Below are 19,381 nucleotides of genomic sequence, written 5' to 3'. Positions count from 1 at the left end.
GCCCTCTCGGGCGCCCTCCGCTTTGCTTATCTGCACCAGGTGATACCGGCATCCGTCCGCTCCGGGGCGGCGGGGCGCTCCAGAGCGGCGTAGCCCAGGGCCACCCCTACCAGGGGCTCGTAGCCCTCGGGCAGCTCCAGCCGGGCCCGCGGCGCCGGGTCGGAGAAGGCGGCCATGGGCCCCATCAGAAAGCAGGAGCCCAGTCCCAGCCCGGCAGCGGCCAGCAGCATGTTCTCCGCCGCGCAGGATACATTGGCCATGTTGAAGCCCTTCTCATCCAGGCCGCCGGGGGCGGAGAGCACCACCAGGGCCGCCGCGCCGTAGAGAGGGTGATAGCCCTCCTGGGCGGCCAGGTTCTCCAGGAAGGGCACGCCGGAGCGGGCCATGCCCGCCACCGCCGCCGCGTCCACCGCTTGGAGCTGCTCCGGCCCCGCAAAGACGCTCATGTGGAGCCGGCCGAAGATGGGGCCTGGTTGCCCGCCCGGAGCACGGCCTCCAGCTTCTCCCGCTCCACAGGCCGGTCCCCATAGGCACGGATGCTCCGCCGGATCTCAATCGCCTGCTGTATTTCCATTTTAAAATACCCCTTTCCTTTTCTGGTCCTTGTTGGTATCATTATAGACAGCGGCGAAAAAAGTACAAGTACGCAATTTTTCTTTAGCCGGTAAGAAAATACTTAGTGGTGAGGCAACACCATGGAGGGCTGTCCGGCCAAATTTGCCCTGGGGCTGGTAAGCGGCAAGTGGAAGCTGCGCATCCTGTGGGAGCTCAACCAGCAGGAGGTAATCCGCTTTAACGAACTCCAACGGCGGCTGGAGGGCATCTCCAGCGTCATGCTCTCCAAGTCCCTGGAGGAGTTGGAGCGAGCCAGGCTGGTCCACCGGGAGCAGTATCCCGAAATTCCGCCCCGGGTAGAGTACTCTCTGACGGCGCTGGGGCGGTCCATTGACCCCTATCTGCGCGCCCTGAGCGAGTGGGGCATGCAGGCCTATGAGGCAATCCAGGCCGGCTGAATAAGGCCCCCGGAACCTTGGTTCCGGGGGCCTTGCCATTTCCCGCTTACATCCAGTGCTCCTCGCCGTCATAGACACGGTAGCTGTGGGCGTTGGTGGCCTCCACAATGTCGTGGTAGGCCCAGTAGGAGGCGCTCACATCGGGGAACTGGCGCAGCTCGCCGGCGTGGTCGTCCACGTAGTCCTCGTCCGCCGCCCGGTCCAGCAGGCGGTTGGTGATGGCCGTCACCTCCGCCCGGGTGATGGTGGCCTCCGGCCGGAAGGTGCCGTCGGTGTAGCCGGTGATCCACCCGTACTGCACCGCCCCCACCACCTGGTCGTAGAACCAGTCGGAGGAGGTCACATCGGAGAAGGGATTCTCCCCGCCCTCGGGCAGGCGGGCAAAGCGCATGGCCATCACCGTGAACTCCGCCCGGGTGATGGTGCGCTCCGGGGCGAATTTCCCACCGCCTACGCCTTCCACCATGCCCAGGGAGGCCAGGGTCTCCACCGCGCGGGCGTACCAGGCGTCGGCGGGCACGTCGGTGAAGCGGACCGCGGCGGACACCTCCTGGTCCAGCAGGAGGTTGTAGAACATCTGGGCCGCCTGGGCCCGGGTCATGTGGTCGTCGGGGCCGAAGAGGCCGGTTCCGTAGCCATTGAGGTAGGCCATATGGTCGGTGGTGTTGAGCCAGCGGTCCACGCCCGTATCCGGGGCCTTCTCCACGGCGCGGAATTCCGCCTCAATGGTGTGGTTCTTACGCACGGTTTCAAAGGTGTAACGGCTGACCGCGCCGACACTTTCGCCGTCCACCAGCACGTCGGCAATCTCATACCCGGCATCGGGGGTGATGCGGAAGGTCTTGTCGCTGCCGCGGCTCACCCGCACCCTGCCGTCCGGGCTGATCCCGCCGCCATGGCCCGCGCTGGCCTCAATGGTGTACCGGGTCGTGCCGGTGCTGCCGCCGGAGCCGGAATCCTTTGCATACTGCGCCGTAAAGGTCATGTCCCCGGTGACCGTCAGATCCAGCACTTCATTACTGGTGCGGGTTATACCATCCGTTCCCAGCCAGCCGGTAAAGCTGTATCCGCTGTCCGCAGCAACGCTCGGTACAGGATAACCGCTCTTACGCATCGTGGACCCGTCTTTTACTGCAAAGTTGGAAGTCCCCTCCAGCGTACCATGCTCACCAGTCTGGAAGAGAACTGCATGGCGCTCTACCTGAGTTACCTCCACTTGGAGTGTATAGCTCCTGCTCACGGTTGCCTCCGTGTCGGAGTCCGAACCGAAATCAATAAAATTGTGATGGGACTTGTAGAAAAGCTCCGGGGTACCTCCGTTTTCCACCAGGTAACCATAGATTTCGACCATGTAGTAGTGTCCATCGGTCCTGGCGTGCTCCTGGCCGTCGATAGGAATGACCGCATTTTCCGTCTTGACACGATTTAGAATTCCGTTTTCAGCGGAGCTGGAAAACAATTCAGGTTCCGCCCTGCTTCTGGGGCCGTTGACACCGCTTTCCTCTCCGGATTCATCCCACCAGCAGTATTGGAAATACACATAGGTATCCTCTGTGCCCTGCTGCTCTTTCAGCAGTGGGTGTGAAACCTGTACCCCTACGGTATGCGGGCCCGCCGCATCCAAATCTATGCTTAATGTGTGGAAATCCGCTTGAACAGTACCGTCCGCAACAGGTTGAATTGTCGGGTTCTGTATGACATAGTCTATTTCTACCGTTGGATTATCTGAAGTAATATTTATTTTTCCGCTGTCTGTCAATTTTTTGTCGTCCACTGTCCAAAATGTATTATAACCGGGCTTGGACACCTGTTCTCCTGCGGGCTGCGGAAGCAGATAGTCCTGGTTGACGGCCCAAAATCCTGCTGCCTCATCATACTCATACTGAATGGACTGATAGTTTAGTTTATCCTGCTTGATGACACCCTCTTTGGCATTCTGAAAGGTGAGCGTCACCGGATAGGACAATGCACGTTTTACCGCCCCTGTAAAGCTCCGGCCCACTGTATAGTCCACATAGCTTTTCCTATTTAAAAACACCACCAACAGGTCATCGTTTCCGGTTTTAAATGCAGATGTATCATATCCGGTTAATCGTGGATCCCATCCGTCTCCTTCCTTTTGAATGATGATCTGGGAAATCCGTTTGCTGTAAAACGCCTCACTTCCGATTGTCTCTACACTAGCAGGAATAATTACCTTTGCATCCACATCGGAAGCAAAACAGTTCTTAAATGTCTGCCTTCCAATATAGGTAAGGCCCTCCGGCAGTTCAAAAACCGCATTCTGGTTACTACTACCGGCCACGCGGATATACCGAAGTCCTTCGCACCCGTTAAATACAGAACCGGCAGAGGATGATCTGCTTCCTAATTCTTTCAACGTTTTTGGTAGAACAACTCCTGTCAGATTGGAGCAGCCGGAAAAGGCGCTTTTTTTAATTACTGAGACATTTGTCGCTGATAAATCAAGTATCCCTGTCAGTTGGCTGTTCCCCTGCAAAGCCTGCTCACCAATTGTTTCAAGTCCAGTTGCATCATCAAAACTAAGAGCTGCAACACTGAAACTCCCCAACCCATCCATATATGTGACTGCATCATGTAATTTTTTATCGCTTGTATAAGAATCCTTGAGCCCATCGTTATTAATTTCCGTCACGCCTGAGGGGATAGAGATAGCCAAATAAACCTTTCCCTTATCAGGATTAACGTTTGCAAACCATGTTTTATCGATTCCATATAAGGTTCCGCCCGAAATAGCAAGCCCTTCTTCCGGCACTGCGATTGGCGCCCCTGCCGTGCTTCCATCTACCACTGATTCTCCTGACTCAACGGAAATCGCAGTTATCGGAATATAAGAAATAATCATAATTAAGCATATCAATATCTTTAGTAACCTGCTTCTCATAAATAAATCTGCCTCCCATCTTCTGATTTGGAATTGTGTACCTTTTCAAAGCAGCAGATTGTAAGAACTACCTTTCCATAAAGTGATTGATATCGCTCCTTTTCTATGCTATACTTCAATTTATAGAACAAAGGCAGGGTGTTTGAAAAGGTACACTTTTTCAAATTGGTGTCCGTTCTTCGGCAGCGTTTTGGAGAGATCCTTGCCTCCTCTGCGCAAAAAAGAGGTGCAGCGTTCCCTCGGGAGCGCTGCACCTCTTTTGACCTGATTTTCATTTTCGCCGGGCAGGAGGCGGGACCAGGGGCTCGTCGTGCTCGATGGTGTCATCGAAGTAGTCGCGGTCCTGGAGCCCCGGCCGGTGGTGGCGGATGGCCTCGCTGATGATGGGATAGAGAACGATGGCCAGCAGGCCGCCGGAGAAGCCGTTGTTATACAGGTTAATGCCCTCCACCGGGGTTCCGGCGTGGAGCACCACGGAGGAGTGGAGGAACCCCGCCACGATGCCGAAGGGCCAGCCGAAATAGCCCGAGATAGGGGCCAGAGTGGTTCCGAACAGGAGGGCGAGCTGCACGGAGCTCTGGTTGATATCGAAGTGCATAAAAACGCCGCCGATGACCACGCCCAGCATGATGGGGGTGATGTTGCGGGCGTGCTTACCGAAGGCGGAGAAGCCCATGATGGTGAGAATACCGCCCAGGGTTGGGCCATTGAGATCGCCGCCGGTGGCTAGGATGAAGGCCATGCCGATGAGCCCGTTGACCCCCATGTTGATGAGCACCGGGGCGGGCCCAAACATGCGAAGGTAATCGCTGGGAGCCCGGCCGGTGGTGCGCAGCAGGCGGCGGTACCCCGCCCAGGCGGCCCACGCCGGGCGGCCGCTGAAAAAAAAGCCTGCCACAGTCAGCCCCAGACAGAGCACCCCAAGGAAGATAGCAAAGTGCAGGTTATAGCCCTCCGCCCAGTGGTGGGCCACGGTGGGATTGGCTCCCATGGAGCTCATAACGGGTACCAGGATCATGGCCAGCAGGCCGCAGGCGAAGCCCATGTTGTAGAGGTTCATGCCGTTCTGGATTTTGTATGTATAGGCGGAGAGGGGCGGCAGCACAAAGCCGATGAGCAGTCCCACGGCGATACCCCACCACAGGTTGCCGAAGCCGTTGTCCAGCGCCACATAACTCACCACCGGGGCCAGGGCTGTGGCCAGCAGGGACACGGAGACATACTTGCCGAACGGTTCCCGCCGCGCCTTGGCGTACAGGAAGGTACCGGCGATGATGGGCCAGATGTTGACAATGTTCTTGCCGAACAGGGAAAAGCCAGCCATCAGGCCCAGCTCCACCAGTGTGAAGCCGTTGGGCGGCTCCTTGCTCAAGTAGAGCAGCAGCAGGCTCACCAGCGTCACCAGGGCGGAGTTGACCAGGGCCGCGCTTACACCCGCAATTTTCACGTAGTCGGTGATCAGCGCGTCCTCCGTAACGATGATCTTCCACAGTCCTGGCAGCACAGTGGACGGATCGCCCAGCACCAGTCCGATGGCAGCCAGGAAGACGCAAAAGCAGATGACGGCGGGGTAGAGCTTTTTATAACGCATGGGGCTCCCTCTCTTTCCTCATCCTCAGTCTCAGGGGCTCAGGGCTGCGTGGAAAAATAGGTCCGGGTCTGCTCCGCATTGCGCATGACCTCGTCCTTTAATGCCTCCAGGCTGGGGAACTTCCGCTCCCCCCGCAGACGCTTGTAGAACTCCATTCGGACCGTCTGGCCGTAGAGATCTCCCTGAAAATCCAGGATGAACCCCTCTACAGTCACCCGGTCGCCGTCGTCTACCGTGGGCCGCACTCCGATATTGGTCACCGCCGGGCGGCTCTCGCCGTTTTCAAAGGTCACCCGCGTTGCGTACACCCCGTGAGCGGGCACCAGCACCCCCGGCTGAAAACGCAGGTTCACCGTGGGGAACCCCAAAGTCCCCCCCAGCTTCTTGCCGTGGGCCACCGTGTCGGTCAGGGTGTGGGGGTGGCCCAGGAACTGGTTGGCCCGCTCCATCTCCCCCTGGGCCACCAGGGTACGGATATAGGTGGAGGAGATGGTGATATGGTCCTGTACCACCTTGGGGATAATGTCGCAGCCGATGCCCAGCTCCCCGCAGAGGGCCTGGAGCCGCTCCGGGTTGCCCTCCCCCTTGTAGCCGAAGTGGAAATCATGGCCTGCCACCAGATGCACCGCCCCGTGCTCCCCCGCCAGATAATCGGTGACGAATTCCCGCCAGGGCATGTGCATCATCCGCTCGTCAAAGTGGGCCACAATGACCTCTCGGATACCGTAGAACCGCCGCATTAGCTCCGCCCGGTCCAGGGGAGAGCTGAGCAGGGGGACCGCAGGGGTTTTTAAAATCAGGTTCTCCGGGTGGGTGTCAAAGGTGACCGCCGCAGGAACGGCCCCCAGCTCTGCGGCCTTCTCCCCCACCCGGCGCAGCAGGGCCCCATGGCCCAGATGGACGCCGTCAAAAAAGCCCAAGGCGATCACACGTTTCTCTGTCTGCATACCGCTACACCTCGAAAAAGCTCTTGATAGTGCTCATCATCCCCCCGGCGCACCGGCCCAGCAGCAGGAATTCCCCGCCGGGGCCGTACACCCGCCAGTCGCCGTCGGCCGCGGAGCAGGGAAACGGGTTGCCGTTCTTCGCCTTGCGCAGGGCCGTCCCTTCCACCGTCACCGCCGGATAACGGAAGAAATAGGCGTCCACCGGCCGGAGCAGGGCCGCCGGGTCAGGTGCGTCCAGCAACGCCTCCAGCGGCACCGCTTCCGCCAGGGAAAACCCGGCGGCCTCGGTGCGGCGCAGGGCGGACATGCACCCGCCGCAGCCCAGGGCGGCCCCGATGTCGTGGCAGAGGGTACGCACATAGGTCCCCTTGGAGCAGCGCACCCGCAGGGTGTAGCGGTCCGGCCCGGTCTGGTCCAGCACCTCCAGGGCGTGGATGGTGACGGGCCGGGGGGCCCGCTCCACCTCCTTCCCCGCCCGGGCCAGCTCATAGAGCTTCTTGCCGTCCCGCTTGAGGGCGGAGTACATGGGCGGAATCTGGGTGATCTCCCCCCGGAAGGCGGCCAGCGCCCCCTCCAGGGCCGCCCGATCCGCCTCCACGGGGCGCTCCTCCACCACCTGGCCGGTGGTATCCTGGGTATTGGTGACTACGCCGAGTTTTAACCCAGCGATGTATTCCTTTTCGGATTCGGATGCAAACTCCACCGCCCGCGTCGCCCGCCCCACAAAGACAGGCAGCACACCGGTGGCCATGGGGTCCAGCGTCCCGGCGTGTCCCACCCGCCTCTCATGGAGGACGCCCCTGATTTTGGCGCACACGTCCATACTGGTCCACTCCTGGGGTTTATCAATCACTATGATTCCATTTGCCATAAAAGTGGCCTCCTGTGCGCCAAATATCGGCGTCTTTTCTGGTTCTTAGGGCGGGCAGCAGGCCGACACGCAGGTCGGCCCCTACAGGCAGGCCGCGTCCTCTATGCCCCTGCCTCCACCTGCCGGATGGCGTCCAGGATGGCCGCCTCCGCCTCGGCCAGGGTGCCGGAGACGGTGCAGCCCGGGGGGGCCGCGTGGCCCCCCCCCCCCCCCAGCCGGGCGCACACCTTCGTGGCGTTCAGGCCGCCGCTGGTGCGGACGGACAGCTTGCAGCCCCCCTCCGCCAGCTCCCGGATGGTGACGGAGGTCTCCACCCCCTCAATCTGTCCCAGGAAGGCGGCGATGTCCTCCATATCCTCCTCGGTGGCGCCCGCCTCGTCCATGAGGGACAGGGACACGGGGGCCACAGCGATTTTCCCGTCCTCATAGCGGTGCATCCGCTCGGTGAGCAGCCGCTCCACCTGAAGCCGCGCCCAGCTCTTGGTGCGGAAGTGGCGCTTATTGAGAGAGAACACGTCCATGCCGGTTTCCATCAGGGCGGCGGCCACCCGGTGGGTGTCCGCCGTGGTGTTGCTGTACTGAAAGCAGCCGGTATCGGTGGACACGGCTACATAGAGGGGCACCGCCATGGCGGGGGTGATGGGGCCGAGTTCCCGGAGAATGTCGTAGATCAGCTCGCCGCAGGCGGCCCGCCCGGCGTCCAGGCAGGTCTGCACCGCAAAAAACGCCTGGGAGGGGTGGTGGTCGATGGCCAGATCAACCCCCCGCGCCAGCCAGGGTTCTCCAGCCCGGGTGAACAGGCTGCGGGCGGCGATGTCCACGCTCACCACCGTATCCGGAACATAGCCCTCCGGGGCCAGGCGGCCCTCCAGATAGGGGGTGAACAGGTGGGTCTCCTCCGCGTGGGGACAGATCCACGCCGTCCTGCCCAGGGCCCGCAGCCCCTCGCACAGGGCGGCGGCACAGCCGATGGTGTCCCCGTCGGGGCGCTTGTGGGTCAGAATCAGATAGTTGTCATGCTGCCGCAGAAAGGCGGCGGTCTCTTTCACCGTCATGGCGCTCACTCCTCGCCGTCCAGCTCGATGTGGGCATTGGCCGGGTTGGCGGGCTTGACCACCTCCGGGTTGCGGAGCATGCTCAGGATGTGGGCGCCGGTGTCGATGGAGTCGTCCTCCACAAACTGCAGCTCCGGGGTGTACCGCAGCGAAAGGGCCCGGCCCAGCTCCCGCCGCAGGTAGCCCCCGGCGGACTTCAGGCCCTTGACGACCTCCTTCACGTCGCTCTTGTCCAGCACGCTGACGTAAATCTTCGCGTAGCGGAGATCCGGGGTAGTGTCCACCGCCGTGACGGACACCAGGCCGTGCACCCGGGGGTCTTTCACGGTGCGGATAAGGGCGGCCAGCTCCCGCTGGATCTCCTCGTTGATGCGTCCGATGCGATTGCTCGGCATAATATACTCCTTTCCAGAGGGCTGCGCCCCCGGTCAAATACGAATGGTCAGGCAGGTCTGGAAGTTCTCCTCCAGTTGCTTCAGGGTGTCCAGCTCCACATCCCCCAGGGCGCCGGAAAAGCGCCTCGGCCGCGCGGGGCCGTCCCCCACCCACAGGTTCCACAGTTCCACGGTCTCTCCGGGGCGCAGATGCTTCACCAGATAGGCCCGCAGCTCCGCCGCGTCCTCCTGGGTGGCCCGCAGATCCAGCTCGTACCGGCAGGGCTTCATGGTCAGGTACAGATTCTCCACCGCTTCCCGGTAGTATGTGTGCTCCCCCACGGAAAATCCGCTCGTCTCAATACTGACCGTGTACCCGCCATGGGAACTGGTCTCGACCCGGCGGATGCCGGAGTCGTACAGGGGCAGGGGGCGGTCGGCACACAGCAGGGTGACGGCGCTCATAAAAATCCTCCCGATAAAGACGCACAGACCCGCCCCCTCCTCAAATGACTTGGGGACGGAACGGGTCTGATTTAATTTTTTACCGGCTTGGGGCGCGGCGGGCCGATGTGGGCATCGGCCCCTGCGAATTTCTCGCGTGAGGCCAGACATGCGGCACGATAGCCCGGCAGCATACCGCATGCCCCAGCTGGCCACTCCATATCGTAGGGGCGGCCTTTATGGCCGCCCGCGGGGGGGCCCACAAGGGTCGCCCCTACGGCGTTTTACGAAGCCGTAAGAAATTTATACCTCCATCTGCTCCACCTCGTCGCCGCAAGCTTCAGATCCCTCGCTTTGCCGCTTACGGCAAAGCTCGCTCCTTCCGCTGCGTCTCCTCTCCGGGCCGAACCCGCTTCGCTGGGCTCCGGCCCGGTTCAGGCTGCGGGAACAGCTTTACACCCCGATCTGCTCCACCGCAGCGTGAAGAAAATTTGCCTGCGGCAAATTTTTAGCGTAGGCCGCAGCGGCTTTGCCGCGAGGAGGGGACTCCGCAGGAGGCAGGGTTACACCTCGATCTGCTCCATCAGATAGGCCTCGATCACGTCGCCCTCCTTGATGTCCTGGAACTTCTCGAAGGTGATGCCGCACTCGTAGCCCTGGGCGACCTCCTTCACGCTGTCCTTGAAGCGCTGGAGGGAGGCGATGGCGCCGTCGTAGATGACGATGTTGTCCCGCAGCAGGCGCATCTGGGCACCGCGCTGCATCTTGCCGTTTGTGACATAGCAGCCGGCCACCATGCCCACACCGGTGATGCGGAACACGTTGCGCACCTCGGCCTGGCCCAGCTCCACTTCCTTGAACTTGGGAGCCAGCATGCCCTTCATGGCGGTCTCAATCTCATTGATGCAGTCGTAGATGACGCGGTACATGCGCATATCCACGTTGTTGCGGGCGGCGGACTCCTTGGCGTTGTTGTCGGGGCGGACGTTGAAGCCCACGATGATGGCGTTGGAGGTGGTGGCCAGCATGACGTCGCTCTCGCTGATGGCGCCCACGGCGCAGTGGATGACCCTCACCCGGACTTCCTCGTTGGACAGCTTCTCCAGGCTGGCCTTGACGGCCTCGGCGGAGCCCTGGACGTCGGCCTTGACGATGATGTTCAGATCCTTCATCTCGCCCTGCTTGATCTGGCTGAACAGGTCCTCCAGGCTCACCTTGCCCACGGGGGCGGAGGCGGCCATCTTCTGCTCATGCTTGCGCTGCTCCACCAGCTCGCGGGCCATGCGCTCGTCGGCCACGGCGTGGAAGTCGTCGCCCGCGCCGGGCACCTCGCCCATGCCGATGATCTCCACGGGCACGGAGGGGCCCGCCTCGGTGAGCTTCTCGCCCTTGGCGCTGGTCATGGCGCGGACGCGGCCCACGGCGGTGCCGGCGATGATCACGTCGCCCTGCTTCAGGGTGCCGTTCTGCACCAGCAGGGTGGCCACGGGGCCGCGGCCCTTGTCCAGCCGGGCCTCGATGACCGCGCCGTGGGCGGAGCGGTTGGGGTTGGCCTTGAGCTCCTGCATCTCGGCGGTCAGGTTGACCATCTCCAGCAGATTGTCGATGCCCTCGCCGGTCTTGGCGGAGATGGGGCAGATGATGGTCTCGCCGCCCCACTCCTCGGGCACCAGCTCATACTTGGTGAGCTGCTCCTTGATGCGCTCGGGGTTGGCCTCCGGCTTATCCATCTTGTTAATGGCCACGATGATGGGGATGTTGGCCGCCTTGGCGTGGTTGATGGACTCAACCGTCTGGGGCATGATGCCGTCGTCGGCGGCCACCACCAGGATGGCCACATCGGTGATCATGGCGCCGCGGGCGCGCATGGCGGTGAAGGCCTCGTGGCCGGGGGTGTCCAGGAAGGTGATGGTCTTGCCCTGCACGTTCACCTGATAGGCGCCGATGTGCTGGGTGATGCCGCCGGCCTCGCCCGCCGCCACGTGGGCGTTGCGGATATAGTCCAGCAGGGAGGTCTTGCCGTGGTCGACGTGGCCCATGACCACCACCACGGGGGCGCGGGGCTCCAGATCCTCCTCCTTGTCCTCGGCGGTGTCGATGAGCCGCTCCTCGATGGTGACAATGACCTCCTTTTCCACCTTGCAGCCCAGCTCCTCGGCAATGATGGCGGCGGTGTCGAAGTCGATGACGTCGCTGAGGGAGGCCATGACGCCGTTCTTCATCAGGGTCTTGACCACCTCGGCGCCGGTCTTCTTCATACGGGAGGCCAGCTCGCCCACGCCGATGGCGTCTGGGATCTTGACAGTCAGCGGAGTCTTTTTGGCGATCTCCAACTGGAGCCGGCGCATCTTCTCCTGCTCCTCCTGGCGGCGCTTGCTGCCCTGGAAGCCGCCCTTGCGCTGGTTGCGGCCCTGGAACTTCTGCTTGCCGGCCTGCATCTGCTTGGTCTTGCCCGCAGCCAGGTTCTCCAGCCGCTCGTCGTACTTCTCCAGGTTCACCTGGCCGCCCTTCCGGGTGTCCACTACCTTCTTCTCGGGGACGCGGGTAGCGGGCCGGTTTGCCGGCTGCTGGGCCGGCTGCGGCTTGCCCTGGGGCTGCTGGGGCGCGGGCCTGCCCGCCGGCGCGGCGGGCTTCTGCGCCTGGGGCGCGGCCTTGGCGGGCTCCCCCTTGGGGGCCGGGGCAGCCTTGGGCTCCCGGTAGACCTCGGCGTAGATGCTCTCGATGTTGTCCACCTGGTTGTGCTGGGTCAGGTACTCGAAGATCAGGGAGAGCTCCCGGTCCTCCAGCACCTGCATATGGTTCTTGGGAGCCGTCGCATATTTCGTCAGAATGTCGGTGATCTCCTTGGAGTTCTTCTTGAAATCCTTGGCCACCTCGTGCACGCGATACTTGTTGTTCAGCAAATAAGCCACCTCCATCGGCGGGCTTGCGCCAATAGGAAAACGCGGCGGGGCCGCTGCGCTTTCTTATTGGAACAAGCCCTCGTTGTTCCAATCCTATTGTGTGCCATGGTCTCATGGCGTCTTCTTCTTGACGGTCAGCCTGCCCCGGGGCAGCGCCCGCTTCCCGGCGGGCTCCGGCGGGGACTCCTTCCGGGCGGGCGGGGCCGCCCACGGCTTCCTTCCGCCCTTTTGCAGCTTTTTCTCGTGGCGGCGCTGTTCCTTCTGGCGCTGGAGGGCCTTGTCCGCCTTCTCACTCAGCTCCGCCGACGCCGCGCCGTAGGTCTCCGGCGCTCCGGCGGCCAGCCTGGCCAGCAGGGCGGCCGCCAGCCCCACATCGGTGAGGGCCAGCATGGCGCAGGATGCGCGGCCCACTGTGCCGCCCAGCTCCCCCTTGGTGTAGGGCACCCGGAACCAGGGCGCCTTACCCGCCTGGGCAAAGTGGGCGGCCCGGCGGGCGCTGTTGTCCGCCGCATCGGAGGCCACCAGAATCAGCCTGGCCTGCCGCGCCCGGGCGGAAGCACCAACCGGCTCCTCCCCCACCTCCACGCGGCCCGCCTTGCGGGCAATGCCCAGCAGATGCAGCACGTTATCCATCGCCGCCCTCCCTCATCTGCGCCTCCAGCGCGTCGTAGACCCCGTCGGGCATGGCGGCGGAGAACGCCCGCTCCAGCGCCCTGGACTTCCGCGCCCGCCTGAGACACTCCGCATCGGGGCAGACATAGGCCCCGCGGCCCGGCTTCTTCCCCTTGAAATCCAGGGATACCTCTCCCTCCGGGCTCTTGACCACCCGAATGAGCTCCTTCTTGGGCTTCATCTCCCGGCAGCCCACGCACTGGCGCAGGGGTATTTTCTTGGGCATTTTTCTCGCCTCCTCGCAGGCCGATGTGGGCATCGGCCCCTACGTGTGCGGACATCCCGCAAAAGGCGGAGCCTTTTTGCGGGAACCCTGTTTCCATCCCGTTTGGGGCAACTGAATTGCCCCAAACCAAGGTTTTGCCCTCGGCAAAACCCTTGTGCGGCGCAAGCGCCGTCCCGCCTGCGGCGGGTCCCAGGGAGGGCCAGCCCCACTCAGGAGGCCGCCCCCGCAGGGCTTATTCCTCGGTCTCGGCCTCGTCGTCCAGCAGGACGTCCGCTTCGTCCTCTGGCTCCTCGTCGGCGGGGGCGGACGCGGGCTTGATGTCGATCTTCCAGCCCGTCAGCTTGGCCGCCAGCCGGGCGTTCTGACCCGCCCCGCAAAAGGCAGGGCCTTTTGCGGGGACCCTGTTTCCATCCCGTTTGGGACAACTGAATTGCCCCAAACCAAGGTTTTGCCTTTGGCAAAACGCTTGTGCGGCGCAAGCGCCGTCCCGCCTGCGGCGGGTCCCAGGGAGGGCCAGCCCCACCCAGGAGGCCGCCCCCGCAGGGCTTATTCCTCGGTCTCGGCCTCGTCGTCCAGCAGGACGTCCTCTTCGTCCTCCGGCTCCTCATCGGCGGGGGCGGACGCGGGCTTGATATCGATCTTCCAGCCCGTCAGCTTGGCCGCCAGCCGGGCGTTCTGGCCCTCCTTGCCGATGGCCAGGGAGAGCTGGTCGTCGGGCACCACCACACGGCAGGCCTTGCCCTCTTCCCGGACGGCCACACTGACAACATCGGCGGGGGACAGGGCGGCGGCAATGTACTCCGCCGGCTCCTCAGACCACTTGATGATATCCACCTTCTCGCCCTTGAGCTCCTCCACGATGTTGTTGACCCGCTGGCCCCGGGGGCCCACGCAGGCGCCGATGGGGTCCACGTCGGGATCGGCGGACCAGACGGCCAGCTTGGTGCGGCTGCCCGCCTCACGGGCGATGGACTTGACCTCCACGGTGCCGTCGTAGATCTCGGGCACCTCCAGCTCGAACAGGCGCTTGACCAGGCCGGGGTGGGTGCGGGAGATGAGTACCTGGGGTCCCTTGGTGGAGCGGCGCACCTCCACTACGTAGACGCGCAGGCGCATCCCTTCGAGGTACGCCTCGCCCTTGACCTGCTCGCCGGGGGCCAGGAAGGCCTCGGTGGCCTCGCTGCCCGAGCCGATGCGCAGGCTCACCGCGCCGGAGCGGGGATCGACGCGGGTGACCACGCCGGTGAGGATCTCGTGCTCCTTGGAGGAGAACTCGTCGTAGATCATCCCCCGCTCGGCCTCCCGCATACCCTGGATGATCACCTGGCGGGCGGTCTGGGCGGCGATGCGGCCGAAGTCGCGGGTGCGCACCTCGATGCGGATGACGTCGCCAAGCTGGGCGTGGGGCAGCTTCTCCCGTGCCATCTGGAGGCTCATCTCGGTACAGGGGTTGTCGACCTCCTCCACCACATCCTTCTTGACGAACATGCGCACGGTGCCGGCCTCCTCGTCGGCCTCCACGGTCACGTTGTCCCCCGCGCCCTCGTGGTCCCGCTTGTAGGCGGACACCAGGGCCTGGGTGATTTTCTCCAGCATGTAGGCCTTGGGGATACCCTTCTCCTTCTCAATCAGGTTGATGGCGGCAAAGAACTCCGCCCCGTCCAGCTCGTTGGACTTCTGCGCTTTGGCATTCTTCTTCGGCATAACTGCACTCCTTATTTCTCCTGCGGGCGGCCGCAGGTCGCCCCTGCATCGTCGGTACGGGCCCCCGGCCCGTACCCGCTCTCCTTAAAAATGCACCGTCAGGCGCACCTGCGCCACATCCTTTTTGACAAAGGTGCGGGCCTCGCCCGCGGTCTCGATGGTCACATCGCCGCCATCATAGCCCTTCAGCACGCCGGTGTACTCCTTTCGGCCGTCCAGGGGCCGGTAGAGGCGCACATCCACCTCCGCGCCCAGGAACTGCTGGAAGTGGGCGGGCTTTTTCAGGGGGCGGTCTGCGCCGGCGGAGGACACCTCCAGCACATAGCTTCCCTCAATGGGGTCGGCCTCGTCCAGCGCGTCGGACAGGGGACGGCTCACCGCCTCGCAGTCGTTGATGGAGATCCCCTCCGGCTTGTCGATATACACCCGCAGGAACCACTGTCCCGCCTCCCGGACATACTCCACATCCCAGAGGGTGCAGCCGTTCTGCTCGGCAATGGGGGCGGCCAGAGCGGCCACCAGCTCCGTCACTTTCGCCATGGTTTGACCTCCGTTTCGGGGTATTTCCCATAATTTTACATACCCCGTTTTTTCAATAAGAAAGAGCGGAGCCGCGACCCCACTCTCACCATACCACTACTTACTATCGTATGTACTATAGCACAAAAAATCCCGCAGTGCAAGAGGTTTTGCGCGTTTGTTTGGCCCGGAGCCCAATCTGTAACTCTTTTTTCGTTGACATAAATCAAAGCTCTGCTAGAATGGAGGGTAAGACAGATGATAAGGAGGGCGTTTCCATGGAGGGGAGCAAGCTGGCCGCCGCCATTCTGGGCGAGGTGCGCCGCGCCGTGGTGGGCAAGGACGAGGTACTGGCAAAGGTGCTGCTGGCCATTCTGGCCGGGGGCCACATCCTGCTGGAGGACATTCCCGGCGTGGGCAAGACCACCATGGCCCTGGCCTTCTCCCGGGCCCTGAGCCTCCGGTACAACCGGGTCCAGTTCACCCCCGACGTGATGCCGTCGGACATCACGGGCTTCACTCTCTACAACAAGGAGGCGGGCCGGATGGAGTACCAGCCCGGCGCGGTGCTGTGCAACCTCTTTTTGGCCGACGAGCTCAACCGGGCCACCAGCCGCACCCAGTCCGCCCTGCTGGAGGCTATGGAGGAGGGGCAGGTGACGGTGGATGGGGTGTCCCACCCGGTGCCCCAGCCCTTCCTGGTCATCGCCACCCAGAACCCGGCGGGGGCCTCCGGCACCCAGCTTCTGCCCGACTCCCAGATGGACCGGTTCATGGTGCGCCTGTCCATCGGCTACCCCGCCCCGGCCGACGAGATGGCCATGGTACGCCGCCGGCAGGGGGGCGCACTCCTGGAGGGGGTGCGCCCGGTGCTGGAGCTCAACGGCCTGCTCGCCCTGCGGGCCCAGGCCGGACAGGTCTACGTATCCGACGAGGTGCTGGACTACATCGTACGCCTGGTGGGCGCCACCCGGAGCCACCCCATGATTCTCCAGGGGGCCAGCCCCCGGGCCACCCTGGCCCTCACCGCCATGGCCAAGGCCGCCGCCCTGGTGCGGGGCCGGGACTATGTTCTGCCGGAGGACGTGTCCCTGGTCTTTGGCGATGTGGTGCCCCACCGGCTGCTCCTCTCCCCCCGTGCGGAGGCCGACCGCTCCTTCGACCCCGCTTCGGAGCTGCTGGAGCGGGTGCCCGCCCCCCGGATCTCCTGACGCCATGGCGTACCGTCGGATTGCCTACGCGGCCCTGCTGGGCGGGGCAGTGCTCTTTCAGATCGTGTTCCGCTTCTACCTGTCCACCTTCACCCTGGCGCTGGTGCTGCTGCTCCCCCTGCTGTCGGTGCTGCTGAGCCTGCCGTCGGTGCTGGGCTGCACACTGCTTCTCACCTCCGCCGCTCCCACGGTGGTACAGGGGGAGGACGCGGTCTTTCAGGTGCGGCTGCGCAGCCGTACCCGCCTGCCCCTGCCCCGGCTTCAGGCCCGTCTCCACTGGAGCAACCAGCTCATCGGCGCGGGCGGGCGGGTGCGGTGGGAGCCCGTGCGCACCGCACCGGGCGCTCCGCCCACTCTGGAGCTGGCCACCCCCCATTGCGGCCGGCTGATCTGCCGGGCGGAGCGGGCCTGGACCTGCGATCTGCTGGGCCTGTTCCCCCTGCCCATCCCCACCGGGCGGCCGGCGGCGGTGCTGATCCTGCCGCCCGATATGGAGCAGGCGCTGCCGGAGCGCCTGCTGGGGGGCGGCCCCGGCGGCGGCGCGCTCCTCCCCCGCCCAGGGGGAGGGCCGGGGGAGGACTACGATCTGCGGGACTACCGGCCGGGGGACCCCCTGCGCTCGGTCCACTGGAAGCTCTCCTCCAAGCGGGACGAGCTGGTGGTGCGGGAGACCCTGGCGCCCCGGCAGACCACCCTGGTGCTCACCTATGACCACTTCGGCGCCCCCGCGGCGCTGGACCAGACCTTCGCCCGGCTGTGCGCCCTGTCCTGGGCCCTGCTGGAGCGGGGCAGGCCCCACCATATCCAGTGGGCCAGCCCCACCGGCGGCGGCGTGGAGGGGCGGCTGGTGGACTCGGAGCGGGCCCTGCTGGCCTGCCTGGAGCTGGCCTTCTCCCGGCCCGCCCCGGCGGAGGGACGCTCCATCCTGGACACCGCCCTGCGCCTGCCCGGCCGCGCCGGTCCCCTCCGGCACATCCATGTAACGCCCACCGGACTGGAAGGAGGTGCGCCATGAAGCGCAAGCGCCGCGCCGCCGCGCCTCTGCGGCGGGGGCCCGCCGTCCTGCTGGGGGACGGCTGCCTCCTCCTTCTGGTGCTGGCGGGCACCGTCTTTTCCTTCCTTACCGCCTTCTCCGTCCAGATTCACGCCCTCCCCCTGCTGCTGGGCTGCGCCGCCGCCGCACTGGCCTTCCTCGGCCTCTGGTCCCTCCCCCGCCGCTGGTGGGCCCTTCCCCTGGCCCTGCTGGCCGCCGCCTGTCTCCTGGCGGTGCGGCGGCTGTGGCAGCCGCTGGCCCTGGGTGCCGACGCCCTGCGGGTGGACGTGGTCAACACCGTTTCCGCCAGCCTGGAGCTGGGCTTCACCCTGGAGCCCGCCCTTTCCCTCCCCGAAGCCCTCTGGACCAACTGCGCCACCCTGCTCGTCCTCCTGGCCCTGGTACCGCTGGGCGCCCTGCTGGGGCTGGGCGTCGTGCGCCTGCGCTCCTTCTGGCTGGTCTTCGTCAGCTCCTTCCCCTTCGTGCTGCTCCCCCTGTGCATCTCGGTCACCCCGGGCTGGCTGCCCCTGATGGCCCTGGTGCTGGGGTGGGTGGTGCCGGCCCTCACCTCCCTGCTGGCCCGCACCTCGCCCCAGGGGGCCGCGCGCCTCAACCTGGCCGCCCTTCCGGCCGCCGCCCTGCTGCTGGCCGCCCTCAGCCTGGCCATGCCCATGGACACCTACCAGCGCCCCGCCTGGGCCGACCGGGCCCTACAGCACCTCACCAATCAGGCCGTCCGCCTGGGGGACGGCCTGCTGGAGGGGAGCGGCCCCTTCGGCATTGGCAGCGGCGGGGGACGGCTGGCCGACGCCGACGGCTCCGTCTCTCTCTCCGACGCGGGGCCGCTGCGCTTCTCCGGACGCACCGTGCTGGAGGTGGAGACCGACCTCACTGGCCGCATCTACCTGCGGGGGCTCTCCGACGCGGTATATGACGGCGAGAGCTGGCAGCCGCTGGATGAGGCGGCCTACAACTGGCAGGCCCGCCTCCGCGGCGTCACATATGGAGCGCCCGTCACGCTGGACATGGACCTTGGCGTCACTGGGGCTGAGTCCCTGTTCGCCCAGTTCCAGCCCATGAATTTCCCCGCCCTGGCGGTTCGGGACGCCCACCCGGAGAGCCCCTACGCCAGGATCACCGTGCGCAATGTGGGGGCTGATCCGGGCTATGTCTACGTCCCCTACCATATCCTGACCCAGCCCGGCGAGCTGTCCGGGGCGGAATTCGTCCACGACGCCTATCTGGCCCGGGCGGCCCGGGTGTGGACCCACACCATCTACGTCCAGCCCGACGCCTCCCCTGCCGCCTCCGCGGGCCTGCGGGGGGAGCTGTCTCTGGCGGAGGCGGCCTACGCGGACTTTGTGCGGGAGTACTATCTCCAGGTGCCCCTCTACTCGGAAAACCCGGCGCTCCGCCAGGCGCTGGACGGCGCGTTGGAGCCGCTGGCCGACTGGCTGCGGCAGGCCCAGTACGCCTCCCCCGCCTCTGTGAAGCAGCCCTATGCGCTGGAAGCCGCCCAGGTGGTGGCGGACTACCTGGCCGCCGTCGCGGAATACGACCCCGACACCCCCGCCGCGCCGGAGGGGGAGGACTTTGTGGCCTGGTTCCTCACCGAGAGCCATCGGGGCTACTGCATGCACTTTGCCAGCGCCGCCGTGCTGCTGCTGCGGAGCATGGGCGTCCCCGCCCGCTATGTCTCCGGCTTTGTGGCCGACGTGCCCGCCTCCGGCCGCGTGAACGTGCCCGACTCCGCCGCCCACGCCTGGGTGGAGGTCTATATCGACGGCTACGGGTGGGAGCCGGTGGAGGTCACCCCCGTCTACGCCGGGAGCACTCCCGGCCAGAGCGGCGCGGAGGAGCCCGAGGCCACCCCCTCTCCCACGCCCACGCCCCAGGCCAGCCGCGCCCCCGAC

19 protein-coding genes and 1 pseudogene are annotated in these 19,381 nt (G+C 64.7%); 4 read left to right on the top strand and 16 right to left on the bottom strand.

Annotated elements, in window-relative coordinates; translation table 11 throughout:
* Positions 1–26: 26 nt before the first annotated feature.
* Positions 27–446, bottom strand: a complete 420-nt coding sequence (locus ACESY8_RS07655; protein WP_275556852.1) for a nitroreductase family protein — start codon at positions 444–446, stop codon at positions 27–29.
* Complete coding sequence (locus tag ACESY8_RS07650) at positions 443–574, bottom strand: nitroreductase family protein (RefSeq protein ID WP_275556853.1); 132 nt, start codon at positions 572–574, stop codon at positions 443–445. Before ACESY8_RS07650 ends, ACESY8_RS07655 begins: the two co-directional genes overlap by 4 nt.
* A 121-nt stretch (positions 575–695) precedes the next feature.
* Between ACESY8_RS07650 and ACESY8_RS07645 the strand changes: the two genes are divergently transcribed.
* Complete coding sequence (locus ACESY8_RS07645) at positions 696–1,013, top strand: winged helix-turn-helix transcriptional regulator (RefSeq protein ID WP_054339107.1); 318 nt, start codon at positions 696–698, stop codon at positions 1,011–1,013.
* 46 nt (positions 1,014–1,059) lie between these two features.
* Here ACESY8_RS07645 and ACESY8_RS07640 read toward each other — a convergent pair whose 3' ends face one another.
* The 14 genes and pseudogenes from ACESY8_RS07640 to rimP form a co-directional block, all read right to left on the bottom strand.
* Positions 1,060–3,027 carry an S-layer homology domain-containing protein gene (locus tag ACESY8_RS07640; protein WP_498794693.1) on the bottom strand — a complete coding sequence of 656 codons (1,968 nt, stop codon included), beginning with the start codon at positions 3,025–3,027 and terminating at the stop codon, positions 1,060–1,062.
* A gap of 114 nt (positions 3,028–3,141) precedes the next feature.
* A pseudogene (locus tag ACESY8_RS07635) lies at positions 3,142–3,594 on the bottom strand (leucine-rich repeat domain-containing protein); the annotation flags it as partial.
* 595 nt (positions 3,595–4,189) lie between these two features.
* Positions 4,190–5,509, bottom strand: coding sequence for a DUF1576 domain-containing protein (locus ACESY8_RS07630; RefSeq protein WP_007495058.1), 1,320 nt, complete (start codon positions 5,507–5,509; stop codon positions 4,190–4,192).
* 38 nt (positions 5,510–5,547) lie between these two features.
* Positions 5,548–6,456: a riboflavin biosynthesis protein RibF gene (gene ribF / locus ACESY8_RS07625; RefSeq protein ID WP_007495060.1), complete on the bottom strand. Its 909-nt coding sequence runs from the start codon at positions 6,454–6,456 to the stop codon at positions 5,548–5,550.
* A 4-nt stretch (positions 6,457–6,460) separates the two neighbouring features.
* Entirely contained in the window at positions 6,461–7,327 is an 867-nt protein-coding gene (truB, locus tag ACESY8_RS07620) for a tRNA pseudouridine(55) synthase TruB (RefSeq protein ID WP_009257484.1), read from the bottom strand.
* 101 nt (positions 7,328–7,428) lie between these two features.
* Positions 7,429–8,382: a DHH family phosphoesterase gene (locus ACESY8_RS07615; RefSeq protein ID WP_498794686.1), complete on the bottom strand. Its 954-nt coding sequence runs from the start codon at positions 8,380–8,382 to the stop codon at positions 7,429–7,431.
* A 5-nt stretch (positions 8,383–8,387) separates the two neighbouring features.
* The gene (gene rbfA / locus ACESY8_RS07610) at positions 8,388–8,777 is read right to left on the bottom strand and encodes a 30S ribosome-binding factor RbfA (protein ID WP_007495066.1); all 390 of its coding nucleotides are present in this window, start codon (positions 8,775–8,777) and stop codon (positions 8,388–8,390) included.
* 33 nt (positions 8,778–8,810) lie between these two features.
* Complete coding sequence (locus ACESY8_RS07605) at positions 8,811–9,221, bottom strand: hypothetical protein (RefSeq protein WP_204682403.1); 411 nt, start codon at positions 9,219–9,221, stop codon at positions 8,811–8,813.
* A 542-nt stretch (positions 9,222–9,763) separates the two neighbouring features.
* On the bottom strand, positions 9,764–12,118 hold the full coding sequence (infB, locus tag ACESY8_RS07600) for a translation initiation factor IF-2 (protein WP_007495074.1): 2,355 nt from the start codon (positions 12,116–12,118) through the stop codon (positions 9,764–9,766).
* A 96-nt stretch (positions 12,119–12,214) separates the two neighbouring features.
* The gene (locus tag ACESY8_RS07595) at positions 12,215–12,736 is read right to left on the bottom strand and encodes a L7Ae/L30e/S12e/Gadd45 family ribosomal protein (protein ID WP_434307869.1); all 522 of its coding nucleotides are present in this window, start codon (positions 12,734–12,736) and stop codon (positions 12,215–12,217) included.
* On the bottom strand, positions 12,729–13,001 hold the full coding sequence (gene rnpM / locus ACESY8_RS07590) for an RNase P modulator RnpM (RefSeq protein WP_009257480.1): 273 nt from the start codon (positions 12,999–13,001) through the stop codon (positions 12,729–12,731). Before rnpM ends, ACESY8_RS07595 begins: the two co-directional genes overlap by 8 nt.
* Positions 13,002–13,233: 232 nt before the next feature.
* The gene (locus ACESY8_RS07585) at positions 13,234–13,440 is read right to left on the bottom strand and encodes a hypothetical protein (RefSeq protein WP_054339337.1); all 207 of its coding nucleotides are present in this window, start codon (positions 13,438–13,440) and stop codon (positions 13,234–13,236) included.
* A gap of 107 nt (positions 13,441–13,547) precedes the next feature.
* A complete protein-coding gene (nusA, locus tag ACESY8_RS07580; protein ID WP_044938606.1) occupies positions 13,548–14,705 on the bottom strand; it encodes a transcription termination factor NusA in 1,158 nt (385 codons plus the stop codon).
* An 84-nt stretch (positions 14,706–14,789) separates the two neighbouring features.
* Entirely contained in the window at positions 14,790–15,245 is a 456-nt protein-coding gene (gene rimP / locus ACESY8_RS07575) for a ribosome maturation factor RimP (RefSeq protein WP_007495083.1), read from the bottom strand.
* Between the two features lie 257 nt (positions 15,246–15,502).
* Between rimP and ACESY8_RS07570 the strand changes: the two genes are divergently transcribed.
* The 3 genes from ACESY8_RS07570 to ACESY8_RS07560 all read left to right on the top strand — a co-directional run.
* A complete protein-coding gene (locus ACESY8_RS07570; protein WP_039997891.1) occupies positions 15,503–16,435 on the top strand; it encodes an AAA family ATPase in 933 nt (310 codons plus the stop codon).
* Positions 16,436–16,439: 4 nt separating this feature from the next.
* Entirely contained in the window at positions 16,440–17,450 is a 1,011-nt protein-coding gene (locus ACESY8_RS07565) for a DUF58 domain-containing protein (protein WP_054339336.1), read from the top strand.
* Positions 17,447–19,381: transglutaminase-like domain-containing protein (locus tag ACESY8_RS07560; RefSeq protein WP_498794685.1), on the top strand; the 1,935-nt coding region annotated here is incomplete at its 3' end. The genes ACESY8_RS07565 and ACESY8_RS07560, both read left to right, overlap by 4 nt.

It is taken from the genome of Clostridium sp. ATCC BAA-442, from assembly GCF_964239415.1.
In the GTDB taxonomy this organism is placed as follows: domain Bacteria; phylum Bacillota; class Clostridia; order Oscillospirales; family Oscillospiraceae; genus Flavonifractor; species Flavonifractor plautii.
The sequence above is the reverse complement of the archived record's forward strand: the minus strand, read 5'-3'. Positions and strand labels throughout refer to the sequence as shown.